Source organism: Planctomonas psychrotolerans (assembly GCF_008642235.1).
Lineage (GTDB): Bacteria > Actinomycetota > Actinomycetes > Actinomycetales > Microbacteriaceae > Planctomonas > Planctomonas psychrotolerans.
Genome location: NZ_SJEV01000001.1, coordinates 268,896 through 285,450 on the forward strand (window position 1 = coordinate 268,896; position 16,555 = coordinate 285,450).

Below are 16,555 nucleotides of genomic sequence, written 5' to 3' on the forward strand. Positions count from 1 at the left end.
CGGAACTCCTCAAGTCCGTCGCGTCGTAGTCACTTCTGCCTCAGGCAAGCTTTGTAGAACAGCACCCAAAGCACTCATCGTGATACCCAACTCGTCGTAGTCGGCTGGGACGGCCACGATGGCGGTCTGCTGGCTGATCGTGGTCACAGTTCGGGCTCTAGTCACTCGGAAGCGCCCGGGGCAACCCGATTTACACGCTGGAGACGTGAACGGAGGAGGCGTCGTGGCACTATCGCTGCCGCGAAAGGGCAGTAAGGCATCGTTAGCCGTTTCGCTGCGCCACACTGAAACGTTGGCGAGCAAATAATCACTCAGCTGCGTGCAGGTATAGGTAGATCGACTCGGCTATCTTGCGGCCAAGCGGGATGGGCACGGCGTTGCCGATCTGCTTCGCGATCTGAAGCTTGGACCCGTACCACCTGAAGTCATCAGGGAACCCCTGAAGCTTGGCCGCTTCGAAGTGAGTTATCGGGCGGTCCTCAATCGGATGAAGGTATCGACCCTTCTCAGGCTTGAAGAACTCCGTCCGGATCGTCACAGAGGGTGCACCACTTCGGAGCCGGCCCATGACGTCCCCCGAGCCGGAGTCATGCAAGTCCCACGCCACAGTAGAGAGGTACTCGAGAACAGCCGTCCGATTAGCTTCACCTTCATTGAGAACAACGTGAAACATTTCCGACTTGCTGCGACGGCTCCCCGTGCTCCTGCAATCTGTAACGGGACTGGCGGACCGCACGATAACTCGGCGCTCTGTGGCCGCGCCGTCGACCACGACGGTGTGCGCGCCACTAACCTTCAACGCCCCTTCGTCGCACCTGTGGTCTCCTTCCTTCTGCAGGATGACCTCGCTCCCGTCATCGAAGCGGCACACATATCGACCTCGGAGGTCCTTTCGATTCCCACCTCTCGGGATTGCGCGATAGCGCCACAACGAGATCGGCTCTGGTCGGCGGCCAATATGAAGGTCGGTCGTCAAGAACGGGCCGAGGAACCTGCCGCTCATTCCAGGGATCTGTCGCGCAGAGGCGGCCGGCAGATCAGCGGCGATATCCTTGAGCGCACTCTCCTCGAACACTTTGTCTACGGTGGCCCACGCGGTCTGCTCGGCAGGCACGCCGAACGATTCGCCGAGATGCCTGAGCGGCGCCTTCTTTCCAGCGAAACCCCGAGAGTGCGTCGGCTTGGGGTAACGCAGAGAGCCAGAAGTCAGACCGGCGTCAGTACGAACACCGATCACGATGGCGCGGCGACGGGCTTGCGCAGCACCGTAATTTGCTGCGTTCAGCAGGTAGCGCTTGTCACGGTCCAGCTCGGTGTCATTAGGTTTCGAACCAGGGTCGACAAGGCGGTAATTGGTGAGGTTCGCTCCGCCAATCCGGTACTTCAGGTCCTGGAACTCCGGGGACCGTAGGAATCGATCAACGTTCTCGATCACGAACACCTTCGGTTGAAGTGCAACCACAACGCGGATGAACTCCTCCCAAAGCATATTCCGCTCTGGACGCACCTTCTCGCGGTTAAGTCCCGAGAATCCCTGGCACGGCGGGCCCCCGACCACAACATCGATCTCACCTGGCTTCCATCGTGGCTCCCAGCCGACGATGGTGCGGCAGACGATCTCCGGTGCCTCATGAGCACCAAGTCGAGACGATCCGGCGCCGAAGTTCGCTGCGTACGACGCGGCGGCCGCGGGCTCCCACTCGACCGCGCCGACGGTCCGGAAGACCGGGTCTGCAACGCCATCGGGGCGGTACTGGTGAAATCCTTCGGTCAAGCCGCCACAGCCGGCGAAAAGGTCCAGAACAGTTATGTGGGCGCGGCTGTGTCCCTCGGATGTCACTTGCCAATATTAGCCAGCCCGCCCACTACTCATTCGGCTGAGAGCAGGGGCGCAACGCTCAAGTCTCGTCAGCGATTCACACCTCAGACAATGGTCACGGAGACTCAAGACGGGTGGTAACGAGGCCTCCACACAACAGCGACATTCAGTGACGGACGGCAACAATTCGACAGAATATTAGCGTTCTGGCGGGATCAGCGACGGCGAACCCGCTACAGGATCCGGCACTTGGGCTAGCGTGGCTTGATGCCCATGATCGGTCCCCATCCAGGGGCATCAAGCCTGGCAGTAAGCCAGCGCATGAGCTCGGCACGACGTCGGGACACCAAGCCGGAAGTTGACGTTCGTAGGGTCCTGCACGCTCGCGGCCTTCGCTACCGCGTCGCGTACCCGGTGCCGGGGATGGCGCGGCGCAGCATCGATATCGCCTTCACCAAGGCGAAGGTCGCGGTGTTCATCGATGGGTGTTTCTGGCACGGCTGCCCGGAGCACGGCACCCAGCCGCGCGCGAACGCCGACTGGTGGGCCGTCAAGCTTCGACGAAATATGGTGCGGGATGCTGAGACAGACGACCTGCTGAGTTTGGCGAGCTGGCGCGTGCTGCGGTTCTGGGAGCACGAGGACACGCAATCGGTGGCCGACCGTATCTGCTCAGTCGTCCAGGCACCCGTGAATCCTGACACTGCGAGGAAGGCTTGAACGCTGACCGCATGGACGTCTGAGCGAGTTCGCAACCACACTGCTCGACCGTCAGACCGTCGCGCTTTTTGGAGGTACCTGTGAGGTTACGTTGTGATCAAAGTGGAACCGGGCAGTGTCACGATGAGACCATCACCGGACGAAAGAGCCGAGCCTGCGACGGCTAGACCGCGTTCCTGCCTGCGGATCAGGCAAGTCTTGCCCTAGACGTCGGGCATTCCTGATCGCTATCCGTGCCCGCAGCATCCCGCTCCTCTGCACTCGATGCCGGCGCAGTGCCCAGCGGGCGGGGCCCGGTGATTCCGTACCGGTCGCGGTGGGCGGCGACGATTCGGATCTGGCGTCGCCATACTGCCCCGGCGGTGCCTTCGGGCTCGGTCCCCAGTCCCTCGGTCCAGGCCTCGTGTCTTGTGAGGGCTCGCTCGGTGAGGTGTCGGGCTCGTTGCTCGATCAGGGTTCGTCGTTCATCCAGGGCGCGGCGCATCTCCGGCGTCGTCGGGCCGAGCGCTTCAGGGATGAGTCCGACGATGAGGCGCGGCGCCTTGTGCCCGAATCCTCGCGATGACTCCCGGGCCGTGGCCTTTCCGAGGCGTGAGAGGAGTACCGCGGCGGCATCGTCGGCGCCGTCCATACCGCGTGCGCGTACGAGGGCGGGGAAGAGCCGGTTCACGTTGTGGTGCTCGGCTTCGGCGCGGCGGAGCTCCGCGGTCAGCGGGCCGAAAGCATCGGAGTGGATCACATCAGACACCTCAGTGTCGGTGAGTCTCGAGTTCTTCGGACGACCGGGATGGACCGAAACGGACGCCGTCAGCGCGCTTGACGGAGGCGTCTGAGGGCGTGTGCGGAGGAGTAAATGATGGGTTTGTGATGGGAACATCAAATCCCTAACCAGAAAAGTCTCGGAAACCCTTGAGTTTCCGAGACTTTTTGTCGGGCTGACAGGATTTGAACCTGCGACCCCTTGACCCCCAGTCAAGTGCGCTACCAAGCTGCGCCACAGCCCGAAGGCTTCGCCGCACGCGGCGAAGACAACTTGATTATCTTAGCGGGTCGCGGACGGTGACGAAACGCGACCGTCCGCGACCCGCGTCCCAGGCCTACGCGGCGGCGGGGACGGGCGCGAGCACCTCGTCGAGGAAGGCGAGGAAGCGCTGCCAGCTGCGCGCATCCGCCACCGGTCGGTACATGTCGGTCTCGGGCAGCGTGAACGCGTGCGGGGCGCCGCTGTAGGTGACGACCTCCCAGTCGAGATCCGGCACGGTGCGCAACTCGTCCTGGAACGCCTGCACGTCGCTGTCGGGCACGACCGGGTCGTTCCCGCCGGTGAGGATGAGGAGCGACGCGCGGATGGCGTCGACGTCGGCGGGGTTGTGGGCGATGAGCCCGCCGTGGAAGGAGACGACGCCGCGCACGTCGGCGCCGGTGCGGGCAAACTCGAGGGCCGCGGATCCGCCGAAGCAGTAGCCGATGACGACGATGTTCGCCGCGTCGACGGCGGGATGCGCGGCGAGTTGGTCGAAGCCCGCCTGCACTCGTGCGCGCAACAGCGGCAGGTCGCCGTAGTACTTGCCGGCCTCCGCGGCGGCTCCGTCGCCGGTGGGGCGCACACCCGCGCCGTAGAGGTCCGCGACCAGGGCGACGTAGCCGAGGCGGGCGAGCATCTGCGCGCGCACCTGGGTGTAGTCGCCCTCGCCGGTCCAGTCGTGCAGCACGAGGATGCCGGGGCGGGGTCCGTCGATCGATTCGTCGAGGGCGAGATAGCCATCGAGGCTGACGCCGTCGTGAGCATAGATCACGCGGTCCGTCGAGATGGAGGCCCCCGCGCGGAGCGGGACCGTCTCGAGGAGAGCCGAAGAGGCGGGAGGGTGCGAGGGAGTCATTGGTCCAGCTAATCACCGCCGGGACGAAGCACCGACCTCGTTCGCGGGAATCGTCCCGTGAACGAGGTCGATGCGAGTCCGGTGTGGTGGGCACACGACCGCGCCCGTGCGCACCGGTCGTGCACACGGATGCGCACGACCGGTGGCGATCAGCCGGCTGACTCCTCGAGTGCCTCCGTCAGCGCGCCGACGTCGGCCGCGGTGAGGGGCGCCCACGGCGATCCATCCGGATTCGATGATGCGGCCTCAGGGCTCTCGCCCTGGTTCCACCACTTCGATTCATACGGCGTGCCCTCGAACAGGACGCGGTTGCCCTTCTGGTAGACGGCGGGGCCGTCCCATTCGGGGTAGGTGCCCGCCGGCACGGTCGGCAACTCGAAGGGCTTCTCCCCCGGCAGCACCGGACCGATGAGGGTCCACGCCGTCTCCCACTCGTTGAGAACGGGGTTGTCGGGAAGCTCGCCACGCGTCCACCACTTCGCCTTGTAGACGTTGCGGTGCCACACGATCTTCGTGCCCTTCAGGTACGACGCCTTCGCGGCCCAGATGGGGTACGGGCTGGTCGCCGGATCGTCGACCACTTCCTCCAGCACATCCTCCGTGGTGACGGCGGATGCGGACAGCTCGGGGCGACCCTCGAATCCGCTGCCGAGCAGGTCAACGAATCTCACGTCGCCCTGCGTGATGCCGCTGCAACTGTCGGAGACGCGCTTCAGGTCGGCGTAGTTGTCACCGCAGGTCCTGTCGCGGTTGAGAGACCACATCGACATGCGCCCGATGCGCTTTTCGAGGGCGAAGGCGGCGAACTCCTTGGCATCGGCGATGCCGAAGACCTCGTCGCGCACATCGTTCTGCCCGATCATCGGCGTGGCCCCGATCTTCGACCAGATGCTGGCGGAGCTGAGCGGGATGTCGGCCCGGGAGTACAGCGCGCTGAGCTGCCGGTGCGTGGACTCGAGAGCCTTGGCGGATCCTTCGGCCATCGTGTCGCCCGTGGGGAGGCTGCTGCCGTAGTCCATGGTCATGACGTTCACGCCCGCGAGATCGACACCGGCGTCCAGCATCTGGCGGACGGCGGTGGTGCCGTCCTCCGTCATCCCGGACGGCGCGACCGGCAAGGTGAGCCACACGGCGAGGTCGTCTCCGTCGGCCCGGCGATCGGCCTGCAACTCGGAAATCGCCGCCGCTCGCCGGTCCCCCGCCTCACCATCGGTGAGGTTGCCCGCCTCGATGTCGAGGTCGATGGTGGTGACGTCGTAGCGGTCGAGCACGGTGGCGTACGCGTCCACGAGTTCGTCCTGGTTCGTGCATCCGGTCGCGAGCTCGTCGTTCAGAAGTCCGCCGAACGAGACGATGACCTGACCACCGGATCGCTCCAGTCGCTCGAGGCGCCGGTCGAGATCGAGCGCCTGCGCAGCCTCGTCGAGGGTGAAGGCAGTGCCCCAGGTGGGCTCGCACGGGTCGTCCTTGCTGGCGACGATGAATGACAGTACGACGTCCCGTGCTGCGTCAGAATCCGGTGTCTCGAAGGGGAAGGTCGGCGTCGCGGTAACGTCGACATACGCCGCGAACCACGGCTCGTGCGGCTCAGCCGCCTGGGCGGTGCTCCACCAGTTCCAGCCGACGAACCCTCCCGCCGTGAGCGCGCTCACGAGCACGAGGGAGAGCAGCACTCGCAGCGCCGAGAGGCGGCGTCCGGGCTGGGGTGCGGCGGGCGTAGCCGGCCGGGCGTTCTTCCGCGCGCTGCTCATGCTGCGTTCCCGTGTGCGAAGGGGCGCTGGTCGGGAACGGTCGACGCGGCGACGACGATCGGCGGGCTTTGCGCATCCGCTGGCGCATGGCCGTGGTAGAGCACCGCCCGCCAGTCCACCTCGGCCGGCGACACCACCGCCGGCTGCGGCATCCGGGTTGCACGCGGCTTCTTCTCGACGTAGAGCCACTGGGTGAGCCCCAGCCAGGTGTCGACGATGGAGTTCCAGACGCCGATGTTCGCGAGGATCGCGACCGTCGCCAGCAGGGCGTTGAATCCGGCGAAGACCGCGTTGCCCCAGTTCTGGGCGAGAACATCGCGCCAGAGGGTCAGTCCGGAGAACGCGACGATGAGGTACGGGGCCACGACGTACAGGAGCGGCGCGGCGGTGCGGTCGCGCACTTTCGGCGTGCGCACGAACGGGATCTTCTTGCTCGTGAGCGCCTGTTCCAGCGACTTGAGCACGCCGGCCAGGTTCACGGGGAGCAGCACGAGGTTGAACCCGTAGATGCGAAACACGTCACTGGATCGATAGCCGCAATAGCGCAGGTCGCTGGCCATCGCGAGGAAGTAGGGCAGCGCAGCGAGCACGACCACCGGGCTGAGCAGCCGGCTGTCATACGGGTACACCAGGAGGAACACCAGACCGAAGCTCGCCCACGCGATCGAGGTGATGTAGTTCACCCGCAGGCAGAACTCCAGCAGGCTCATGGCGTTGCCGCTGTTCCTGCGCGCCCGCACCTGACGCAGCAGCTTCGGAAGGATGAGCAGCCCGCCGTTCGCCCAGCGCCGGCGTTGCACGACGAGGGATCCGAAGTCGGGAGGAGTGGCGCTGTAGCTGAGCCGCTCCGGGTAGTTCACGAGCGTCCACCCGTGGGTGCCGAGGTCGATGCTCGACTCGGTGTCCTCGATGACCGTGCGGTCCTGCACGAAGCGCTTCACCTCGAATCCGCCGACGGTCTCGACCTCCACGATGTCTTCGAGGGCGCGCTTGCGGATCACCGCGTTCGCGCCCACCCAGAAGGTGGCGCCGTAGTACGACATGCCCTGGTGCAGGATGTGCTGCAGGTCTGTCGTCGCGCCGGCGAGGCGCTCGATCCGTGTCGGTGCGTTGCGGAACGACGAGTAGGGGGTCTGGGTGACGGCGACCCGCGCGTTGTCGGGCTGCTCGAGGAAGTACACCAGGCGCAGGCAGTAGTCCCGCAGCAGGAGTGAATCCGCATCCAGAGTGAGCAGGTAATCCGAGTCGGGCACGACCAGGTCTGCGGAAGCGTCGGATGCGACCGGCCGCAGGATGGCACCATCCGGCCCCTCCTCACGGGAGTAGCGGCCACCCATGAGACCGATGTATGCGTTGAGGTTCATCGCCTTGTTCGCCTCGTGCGAGAGCGAGGAGAACCGCTTGCGCTCGAAGGTGTCGAGCTCGCACGAGAACGTCCACGCGAGACGACGGTGCAGTTCGAGCATCCGCTCGGGTGCCAAGGTCGAGCCCTCGCCCGCGGCGGCATCGAGTGCGACGGCGATGCCCGTCAGTTCGTCCGCCAGCCCGCCGAGCACCTGCTCGACTAAGAAGGTGTCGACGTGATCGCTCACCGTCTCCGCTTCGCCCATGCGGGTGAGCCAGCTGGCGGCGAAGCGGTAACTCTCAGCAAGTTCTCGCACCGCGCGAACGCTGACCGACGGATCCTCGGCGAGGCTCATCTCGCACAGGCGGAGTTCGTCGGCGAATCGCGTCCGGGGAACCGACAGGGCGTCGGAGATCTCCTCGGCGATTCTGCGGGAGCCCTCGAGCCGCTCTGCCACTGCCGGATCGGTGGGGTAGGGCGGGTCGTCGAGCAGCAGGACCACGCGGATTGCGGGGTACTCCTGAAGTGCCGCGGACCAGAGGGTGGCACGCACGACGGCGGCCTCCTCGGCGTACGACGGCACGAGCACGGTCATCGTTCCCTGGTGGGTGGAGAAGTGACTGTCGAGCTCGGCTCGTGGCACGCGCACGTGGTCGCGGAATCGCTGCAGAGCCCCCTGTCTCGCCACGAGGTACATCAGCGCGGAGAAGGTGAGGAAGGTGACGACGACGACATAGGACAACGCCTCCGAGGTGAAGCGGAAGCTCTCCGTGCCGTTGTTGAGGAACTGACGAACGATCGTGTAGACGACGTAGACGAACCACGCGAGAACGGTGGCGAGGATCGCCAACCGTCCACGGGTTATCGCGGAATCGCTGGGGATCGAGTGGACGGAAGCGAGGGTCGGGGCGTCACGCTCTGCTCCCCTTTGTCGTTTTCGGGCGTGCGAAGTAAGGGCCTTCGGGGGCATGGCTCATCCTGTCGGGTGTAACCGCCGCGTTCCGGAATTCGGGTAAGAACGCGTCGGTGGGTGGGGGAATTCACGCGCTGCGCAATTTCAGGTTACGGAGAACGTGGTCGACGGGCGGTTCGGGTGTGCCGACTTTCCGACCCTATTGATTCCCGCGACCGCTGTGGGGTAGAAGGCAGATGTTCCGGGTCCCCAAAAAAGGGGACACGAAGCGTGAGGTAGAGGTCGGGATGCCTCTGCGGTGCCGATGCCGGGGAACGCATCGACGGGTACGCGCCCCTATATCGTTCGCAGGTTCTCGGATGTATCGTTGAGTATCGTTCACCGACACATCGAGGAGTCATCATGAAGGGTTCGTTCCCCGTAGGCGGATTCGGCGCAGGCCACAACATCGAGGGCATGTGGGAGGCCATGGAGGAGATGCGGTCGGGGTTCGAGAAGCGCGCGGGCTCGCGCGTCGGCCGTGGTGACGTGCGAGCCGCCGTGCTCGCGCTGCTCGCCGAGAAGCCGATGCACGGCTACCAGATCATCCACGAGATCGAGGAGCGCAGCGGTGGAGCCTGGAAGCCCAGCGCGGGTTCGGTCTACCCGACTCTCCAGTTGCTTGCCGACGAGGGCCTCATCAGCGTGGAGGAGTCCAACGGCCGCAAGATCTACTCCCTCACCGAGGCCGGCCGCGAGGTTGTTGCCGGCTCGGACATGTCCGCCCCGTGGGAGTCCTCTGCCGCGACCGCCGGAGCAAGGTTCACCGCTCTCCCCCGGGCTGGCGTCGAACTCGCACAGGCGGCGGCTCAGGTCGGCCGCACCGGCTCCCCCGAGCAGGTGCAGGAGGCGGTGACGGTGCTCGATGAGGCACGCCGTCGGCTCTATTCGATCCTCGCTCAGGTCTGACGCGGGTGACGTCGGTTCGTCGGGAGCGGGACGACAGGCATCCCGGCGCTGGTAACACCCGCGCCCGATACCGCCGCATCCTGCGGTTCGCCGCATGGCACCTCGCGGTGACGTGGTGGTACGAGCTGTTCCTGCCGCGCATCGGGCTCGCGTCGATCGCCAAGCGCACCCGACCGCGGCGGATGAAGCGCTTCGCTCGGCGCTTCCACGTGCTCGCCGTGGATCTCGGCGGACTGATGATCAAGGTCGGGCAGTACATGTCGTCGAGACTCGACGTGCTGCCGCCCGAGCTCACCTCCGAGCTCGAGGGACTGCAGGACGAGGTGCCGCCGGTGCCGTTCGCGCAGATCCGCGCGCTCGCCGAGGCGGAGCTCGGAGTGCCGCTGGAGCGGGCGTTCGTGGCGGTCGACGAGACGCCGATCGCCGCCGCCTCGCTGGGTCAGGTGCACCGGGCGCGGCTCTCCCCGACGGATGCGGCGGAGACCGGGCTGACGAACGTGGTGCTCAAAGTGCAACGGCCCGGCATCGGCGCGATCGTCGACGTCGACCTTGCGGCCCTTCGGAAGATCGGTGGATGGCTCACCCACGTGCGGCTCGTCTCCGACCGGGCGGACATGCCCGCGCTCGTGGAGGAGTTCGCGATTACGAGTCTCGAAGAGATCGACTACCTGAACGAGGCCGCGAACTCCGAGCGGTTCGCGGCCGACTTTGCCGATGACGACCGGGTAGGCGTGCCCGCCGTCGTCTGGGAGCGGACGACCCGCCGCGTGCTCACCCTCGAGGATGTGACGGCCATCAAGGTCACGGACACGGAGGCGCTTCTCGCGGCGGGCATCGACCCTGCCGACGTCGCTCCCGTGTTCGCGGCGGTGATGTTCGATCAGCTGTTCCTGAACGCCTTCTTCCACGCGGACCCGCATCCCGGAAACATCTTCGTCACCCCTGCCCCTCCCGGGCCGAATGGGCGCACGTGGAAGTTGACCTTCATCGACTTCGGCATGATGGGCGAGGTGCCGGCGAGCATGCGCGGCAGCCTGCGGAAGGTGCTGATCGCCGCCGCAACACGCGACGGCAAGGGGCTCGTCAATGCGTTCCGGGACGTGGGTGTGCTGGTGCCCTCCGCCGACACGGTGGAGCTCGAGAGGGCGATGACCGAGCTCTTCGCCCGGTTCGGCGGCGTGGGTTTCGCCGAGCTGCGCGAGATCGACCCGCGGGAGTTCCGCGACTTCGCCTTGCAATTCGGCGAGGTGGTGCGGTCGCTGCCCTTCCAGCTGCCGGAGAACTTCCTCCTAGTCATCCGCTCGATGTCGCTCACCTCGGGAGTGGCCAGCGCGCTGTATCCGGCCTTCAACATCTGGGACTCGATCGAGCCGTACGGCGCGCAGCTGGTGCGGGACGAAGGGGGCAACGTCGCGAGAGACTTCGCTCGGGATGCAGTGGAGATCGCCCGTATCGCGTGGCGGTTACCGAGGCGGCTGGATGACCTCGCCACCCGGATCGAGGACGGCTCGGTAGCGCTGTCAAACCCGGATCTCGAACGGCGGGTCGCCCGGTTGGAGTCGGCAGCGCGGCAAGCGGTGTCGGCGCTCGTATTCGGCGCACTGCTCGTCGCCGGCGTCGTGCTCCGTGCCGATGATGCGGTGCTCGGCACGGTGCTGATGGCGGTGTCGGTCGTTCCTCTGCTGCACGCGCTGTTTGCGGGTCGCCGCAGTCGCTGACGACCGGCGCCGGTGCAGGCTGGCGGCCGAATGCGTCGCCGCTGACGGGACGCTCTGAGTTAGCCGCTCAGGTCTCTAGACACCGTCACCGGGCTCGGAGCCCGGACGGTCGAGGTGGTTGCGGAGCCAGGTGGTGCTGTGGACCTGGGCACCGAACGCGGTGACTCGATCCCGGAGACCCCGGTCCGAGGTGACCACGTGAATGTCTGCGGCATCCGCCGATGACAGGAGGGTCTCGACCTCGGCGACAATCGCATCGTCTCCGCTGGCCGGAGCGCTGACGACGCGGATGGTGCGCGCAGCATCGCCGGGGAGGGCGGCACCGCCGGCCTGACCCTCGACCACCACCGTGAATGACGGCCACCACGTTGCATGCGGCAGTTCCAGCTCGTAGGCGGGGAGACCCGCGGAGGCGAGGGCCACCACCTCCGCGAGGAGGCGCTCGGCGGCACCGCGGCGGTCGCGCCACCAGCCGTCGGGACGGGAACCGACCACGTTCGCGGCATCGACCACGACATGGATGTGACGGTCGAGGTCTCGGCGGAGGGTCGGCCACGCCGCACCGAAGCCGGGGTGGAGTGGCAGGGCATCCACCTCGTCGACGGGCACCCAGCGGAGTTCGAGGCTCTCGGGGTCGGAGATGACCGGCTCGAAGGAGCGCCGAATCGACGCGATGAGGGTGGTGTACGACCAGAAGCCGAGGTCGAGCACGTGCGTGAAGCGCGGCTCGATCGAGTCGAGCGGCACGCCGGCCTCTTCGGCCGCCTCGCGCATGGCGCCGTCGACGGGCCGCTCCCCCGCCTGGATCGCCCCGCCCGGAATGCCCCAGGTACCGCCGAAGTGGCTCCACTCCACGCGGTGCTGCAGCAGGATGCCGCGGGCCGGATCGTGCAGCAGCAGCCCGGCGGCGCCGAAGCGACCCCAGAAACGCGACCCGTTCGGCCCCTCGACCCAGGCGTCACCGGGATCGCGAGTCGGAGTCATGGATTCAGCGTATGGTGCCGTCGCTGAGCGTGCGGTACGGGCCTCTTGACGGGAACCGGAACGGCCGATCCAATGAAGCATGGCCAGAACAACAAAGGTTCTCAGCGTGACGATTCCCGTCGCGGATCAGGATGCCGCCCTCCGCTTCTACACGGAGGTGCTCGGTTGCGAGCTGGTCACCGATGTGGAGGTGTGGCCGGGCGCCCGCTACGTGGAGGTCGTGCCGCCCGGGTCGAGCGTGGGGCTGGTGCTGCTGCCTCCCGACAGCGAGATCCCGGTCGCCGTGCGGTTGGGTACGCCCAACGCACAGGAGGCGCACGACGCCATCCGCGCCGCGGGGGTGACGCTGCACAACGACGACCTCGTGCGAATGGAGGGTGTGCCCGACATGTTCCACTTCGAGGATCCGGATGGGAACGGGCTCGTGTACCTGGAGGACGCGGGCGGGGCCTGACGCGTTGCCTTGCGTCCCTGCGACGAGCTCAGGGACCGTGGAAGCTGCGTCCCTTCGACAGGCTCAGGGACCGAATGGGGCAACGCGGTCGCTGAGCCTGTCGAAGCGATATCCCCCAGCGCCGCATTACTTCGACAGGCTTAGGGACCGACGTCGCGTCCCTTCGACAAGCTCAGGGACCGTGGGGTGAGTCAACGGACTGAGCGGCGGGCGGTGTCGGATGGCTCGGGGTTCGGTGGGCATCTATGGGCGTAGCCATCTGGCGCCGCCCGCCGCGGACCTGCGTTGCGTTGCGTCCCTTCGACAAGCTCAGGGACCGTGATGTGCTCAGGGACCGTGGGCAGAGCGCCGCGGCAGCCGGCACCGCGCCTAGCGCTTGCGCTTCTCGCGGACCCGCATGTTCACCTGGATGGGGCTGCCCTCGAAGCTGTAGTTCTCGCGCAGGCGCCGCGTGATGAAGCGACGGTACTGCGGGTCGAGGAACTCCGTGGTGAACAGCACGAATGTCGGCGGACGCGACGCGGCCTGCGTGCCGAACAGGATGCGCGGCTGCTTTCCGCCGCGCACGGGGTGCGGGTGCTCGGCCGTGAGTTCGGCGAGGAACGCGTTGAACTTGCCGGTGGGGATGCGGGTGTCCCATGACTCGAGCGCGACCTCGAGGGCCGGAACCAGCTTCTCCAGGTGGCGGCCGGTGCGGGCGGAGATGTTCACGCGCGGCGCCCACGCCACGTGGGCGAGATCCTGTTCGATCTCGCGCTCCAGGTAGCGGCGGCGGTCGTCGTCGAGCAGGTCCCACTTGTTGAACGCGAGCACGAGAGCGCGGCCCGACTCGAGCACGAGGTCGATGATGCGCACGTCCTGCTCGCTGATCACATCGGAGACGTCGAGCATCACCACGGCGACTTCGGCCTTCTCGAGCGCGGCGCTGGTGCGCAGAGAGGAGTAGAACTCGGCGCCCTGGGACTGGCGCACGCGGCGACGGATGCCGGCGGTGTCGACGAAGCGCCACACCTTGCCGGCGATCTCCACCTGCTCGTCGACCGGGTCGCGGGTGGTGCCCGCGAGCTCGTTGACGACCACGCGCTCCTCGCCCGCGGCCTTGTTGAGCAGCGATGACTTGCCCACGTTGGGGCGGCCGAGGATGGCGACGCGGCGGGGTCCACCCACCTCGTCCTTCGCTACGGCGGAGACCTCGGGCAGCACGCGGAGCACCTCGTCGAGCAGGTCGGCGACGCCGCGGCCGTGCAGGGCCGAGACGGGGCGCGGCTCACCGAGCCCGAGCGACCAGAGGCCGGCGGCGTTCGGCTCCTGGCGCGCGTCGTCCACCTTGTTGGCGGCGAGCAGCACGGGCTTCTTGGTCTTGCGCAGCATCCGCACGACGTGCTCGTCGGTGGAGGTGGCGCCCACGTTAGCGTCGACCACGAAGAGCACGGCGTCGGCGAGCTCGATCGCGATCTCGGCCTGCTGGGCGACGGAGGCGTTGATGCCCTTCGCGTCGGGCTCCCAGCCGCCGGTGTCGACGACGGTGAAGCGGCGGTTGTTCCACTCCGCCTTGTACGACACGCGGTCGCGGGTGACACCGGGCACGTCCTCCACCACGGCCTCGCGGCGGCCGAGGATGCGGTTCACGAGGGCGGACTTGCCCACGTTCGGCCGGCCCACGATCGCGAGCACGGGCAGCGCCGGGAGGTAGGTGATCGCCTCGGGTCCCTCGGCGGAGGCCTCGAGCAGGTCGAGGTCCTCGTCGCGGAGGTCGTAGTCGGCGAGTCCGCGGCGGAGCGTCGCGGCGCGCTGGGCGGCATCCTCGTCGTCGACGAAGGCGTCGTCGCCCGGACGGACGACCGCGGTCGGTTCGAACTCCGGGAAGTCCTTCTCGATATTGGCGGCCTCGACATCCTCGCCGTCGGCGAAGTCGTTCTCGAAAGAGTCGTTCTTCGGGCTGTCAGACATGGTCACGCCGTTCGTAGCTGGACGAGATCGACCACCGCCTGCACGGTCTGGTCGAAGTCGAGATAAGTGGAGTCGATGGTGGTCACACCATCGGCGGCGTTCAGAAAGTCGACGACCCGCGAGTCCTGCCGGTCGCGGGAGGCGAGCGCGTCGCCCACCGAAGCTGCGGACTGCCCGCTCAATTCCGCTGAACGCCTCGCCATTCTAGCTTCTTCGGATGCGGTGAGCAGAATGCGGGCATCCGCGTCGGGTGCGACCACCGTGGTGATGTCGCGCCCCTCCACCACGATCCCGGCGCGGGCGGTGCCGCGGATGATGCTGCGGAACAGCGCGACCATGTGGTGGCGCACCTCGGGCACGCGGGCGATGGCGCTCACTGCGGCGGTCACGCGGGGCTCACGGATGGCGTCGGTGACGTCGGTGCCGCCGACCGCCACGAAGTAGTCATCGGGCTGCGTGCCGATTGCGTAGGGAAAGCCCTCGAGTAGGGCGGTGACCATCGCGGAATCCTCGGGGTCGACGCCGCTCTCCAGCGCGAACCAGGCGAGCGCGCGATAGGCGGCACCGGTGTCGAGGAAGTCGAAGTGCAGTCGCCGGGCGGATGCCTTGCTCACGCTCGACTTGCCGCTGCCCGCGGGGCCGTCAATGGCGACGACGGCGGGGTGGGGCGTGTTGCGGCGCATCCCTTCGACAGGCTCAGGGACCGTAGTGGGGACCGTAGCGGGGTCGCTCATCCGGCGATTCTCCATCCTCTGCTGGCCAGTTCCTCGGTGAGGCGGAGCTCCACCTCGGGGAGCACGCCGATCTCGGCGAGCCCGATCTGGGCGCCCGGCGAGTGCTCGATGCGCAGGTCTTCGAGGTTCACGCCGATCTCGCCGATGTGGGTGAGCAGACGCGCGAGCTGTCCGGGGGTGTCGTTGACCATCACGATCACCTGACTGAAGCGGCGGTCCTGGCCGTGCTTGCCGGGGAGGCGGGCGACGCCGGTGTTGCCGGCGGCCAGCTGCTCGGCGAGGGCACGTCGGGCGCCCGGCGCGTCGAGGTCGTCGAGCGAGCGCACCACTTCGGTGGCGTCGGCGGCGAGGTCGCGCAAGATCTCGGCGACGAACGCCGAGTTCGCGCCCAGGATCTGCAGCCAGAGCTCGGGGGCGCTTGCGGCCACGCGCGTCACGTCGCGGATGCCCTGGCCGACGAGGCCGAGCGCCGCTTCCGGGGCGTCGACCAACCGGGACGCCATCAGCGTGGCGACGAGCTGCGGCACGTGCGAGGTGAGCGCCACGCTGCGGTCGTGCTCTTCGGCGGTCATCTCGAGCGGCACAGCGCCGAGATCGAGGATCATGTCCTCCACGAGCGCACCACCGCGATACGGGATCGCGTCGTGACCGGCGACGACCCACGGGCGGCCGAGAAACAGGTCGGCGCGCCCGGAGACCGCTCCCCCTCGCTCGCGGCCGGCGAGCGGATGCGAACCCAGGTAGCGGGACAGGTCCGCGCCCGCGGCGGCGAGTTCCTCGAGCGGGGCGACCTTCACGCTCGCGACGTCGGTGACGATGGCGTCCGGGTACGCGGAGAGCTCCGCGGCCACGGTGCGAGCTGTCACGTCGGGTGGCACGCACACGACCACGAGGGCGGGCGCGTCGTCGGGCGCGGTCGCCCGACCGGCGCCGTAGTCGATGGCGAGCCGCAGCTGCGCAGGCGAGGCGTCGTCGAGCACCACGTCGACCCCGCGGGCGCGGAGCCCGAGGCCGACGCTGGTGCCGAGGAGGCCGGTGCCGACCACGCGCACGGTCACGCCGGCGAGGCGACTATCGGTCACGACCCGTCCCGATCGCGACGTGGGTTGTTCCGGGGACCGTCGTGCGGCGGCCGGGAGTCGCGCGACCGGTACGGACGCTGCTCGTCGTTCCGCGGACGGGAGGGACGCTGCTCGTCATCGCGGGGGCGGCGCGCATCGTCGGAGCGGTTGCGCAGCGGGTACTCGCGGCGGCCACGGTCGGTGCGGTCAGCGTGATCGGAGCGGTCCGTGCGATCGGGGCGGCCGCCGCGGTCGGGCCGGTCCGTGCGGTCGGGCCG

Annotated in this window: 13 protein-coding genes and 1 tRNA gene; 4 read left to right on the forward strand and 10 right to left on the reverse strand. The window is 67.6% G+C overall.

The annotated features are described in order from the left end of the window. Window positions 1-307: 307 nt before the first annotated feature. The gene (locus EY822_RS01130) at window positions 308-1,840 is read right to left on the reverse strand and encodes a DNA cytosine methyltransferase (RefSeq protein WP_150306591.1); all 1,533 of its coding nucleotides are present in this window, start codon (window positions 1,838-1,840) and stop codon (window positions 308-310) included. A 246-nt stretch (window positions 1,841-2,086) separates the two neighbouring features. Here EY822_RS01130 and EY822_RS01135 point away from each other — a divergent pair, with 246 nt between their 5' ends. Beyond that, window positions 2,087-2,539 carry a very short patch repair endonuclease gene (locus EY822_RS01135; protein ID WP_150306592.1) on the forward strand — a complete coding sequence of 151 codons (453 nt, stop codon included), beginning with the start codon at window positions 2,087-2,089 and terminating at the stop codon, window positions 2,537-2,539. A gap of 187 nt (window positions 2,540-2,726) precedes the next feature. Here the strand turns inward: EY822_RS01135 and EY822_RS01140 are convergent, their stop codons facing one another. From EY822_RS01140 to EY822_RS01160, 5 genes are all read right to left on the reverse strand, one after another. Then, a complete protein-coding gene (locus tag EY822_RS01140) occupies window positions 2,727-3,278 on the reverse strand; it encodes a hypothetical protein (protein WP_150306593.1) in 552 nt (183 codons plus the stop codon). A 191-nt stretch (window positions 3,279-3,469) separates the two neighbouring features. Beyond that, window positions 3,470-3,543 (reverse strand) — tRNA-Pro (locus tag EY822_RS01145). Window positions 3,544-3,636: 93 nt separating this feature from the next. After that, window positions 3,637-4,419, reverse strand: a complete 783-nt coding sequence (locus EY822_RS01150) for a dienelactone hydrolase family protein (RefSeq protein ID WP_150306594.1) — start codon at window positions 4,417-4,419, stop codon at window positions 3,637-3,639. A gap of 149 nt (window positions 4,420-4,568) precedes the next feature. Continuing rightward, window positions 4,569-6,170 (reverse strand): chitinase, encoded by a 1,602-nt coding sequence (locus EY822_RS01155; RefSeq protein ID WP_150306595.1) that lies wholly within the window; start codon window positions 6,168-6,170, stop codon window positions 4,569-4,571. Further along, on the reverse strand, window positions 6,167-8,485 hold the full coding sequence (locus EY822_RS01160) for a glycosyltransferase family 2 protein (protein ID WP_150306596.1): 2,319 nt from the start codon (window positions 8,483-8,485) through the stop codon (window positions 6,167-6,169). The genes EY822_RS01155 and EY822_RS01160 overlap by 4 nt, the downstream gene beginning before the upstream one ends. A gap of 345 nt (window positions 8,486-8,830) precedes the next feature. Here EY822_RS01160 and EY822_RS01165 point away from each other — a divergent pair, with 345 nt between their 5' ends. After that, a complete protein-coding gene (locus EY822_RS01165) occupies window positions 8,831-9,376 on the forward strand; it encodes a PadR family transcriptional regulator (protein WP_150306597.1) in 546 nt (181 codons plus the stop codon). 5 nt (window positions 9,377-9,381) lie between these two features. After that, a complete protein-coding gene (locus EY822_RS01170) occupies window positions 9,382-11,094 on the forward strand; it encodes an ABC1 kinase family protein (RefSeq protein WP_150306598.1) in 1,713 nt (570 codons plus the stop codon). Between the two features lie 75 nt (window positions 11,095-11,169). Here the strand turns inward: EY822_RS01170 and EY822_RS01175 are convergent, their stop codons facing one another. Then, window positions 11,170-12,078: an NUDIX hydrolase gene (locus EY822_RS01175; RefSeq protein WP_150306599.1), complete on the reverse strand. Its 909-nt coding sequence runs from the start codon at window positions 12,076-12,078 to the stop codon at window positions 11,170-11,172. Window positions 12,079-12,184: 106 nt separating this feature from the next. Between EY822_RS01175 and EY822_RS01180 the strand changes: the two genes are divergently transcribed. Then, window positions 12,185-12,532, forward strand: a complete 348-nt coding sequence (locus EY822_RS01180) for a VOC family protein (RefSeq protein WP_264673997.1) — start codon at window positions 12,185-12,187, stop codon at window positions 12,530-12,532. Window positions 12,533-12,901: 369 nt separating this feature from the next. On the opposite strand, the gene der is transcribed toward EY822_RS01180, so the two are convergent. Genes der through EY822_RS01195 form a run of 3 tightly spaced genes read right to left on the reverse strand, consistent with a single transcriptional unit; the run spans window position 12,902 to window position 16,298 of the window. Next, entirely contained in the window at window positions 12,902-14,482 is a 1,581-nt protein-coding gene (gene der, locus EY822_RS01185; RefSeq protein WP_150306601.1) for a ribosome biogenesis GTPase Der, read from the reverse strand. Between the two features lie 2 nt (window positions 14,483-14,484). After that, window positions 14,485-15,165 (reverse strand): (d)CMP kinase, encoded by a 681-nt coding sequence (gene cmk / locus EY822_RS01190; RefSeq protein WP_150308698.1) that lies wholly within the window; start codon window positions 15,163-15,165, stop codon window positions 14,485-14,487. A gap of 47 nt (window positions 15,166-15,212) precedes the next feature. Beyond that, a complete protein-coding gene (locus EY822_RS01195; RefSeq protein ID WP_150306602.1) occupies window positions 15,213-16,298 on the reverse strand; it encodes a prephenate dehydrogenase in 1,086 nt (361 codons plus the stop codon). Window positions 16,299-16,555: the final 257 nt, after the last annotated feature.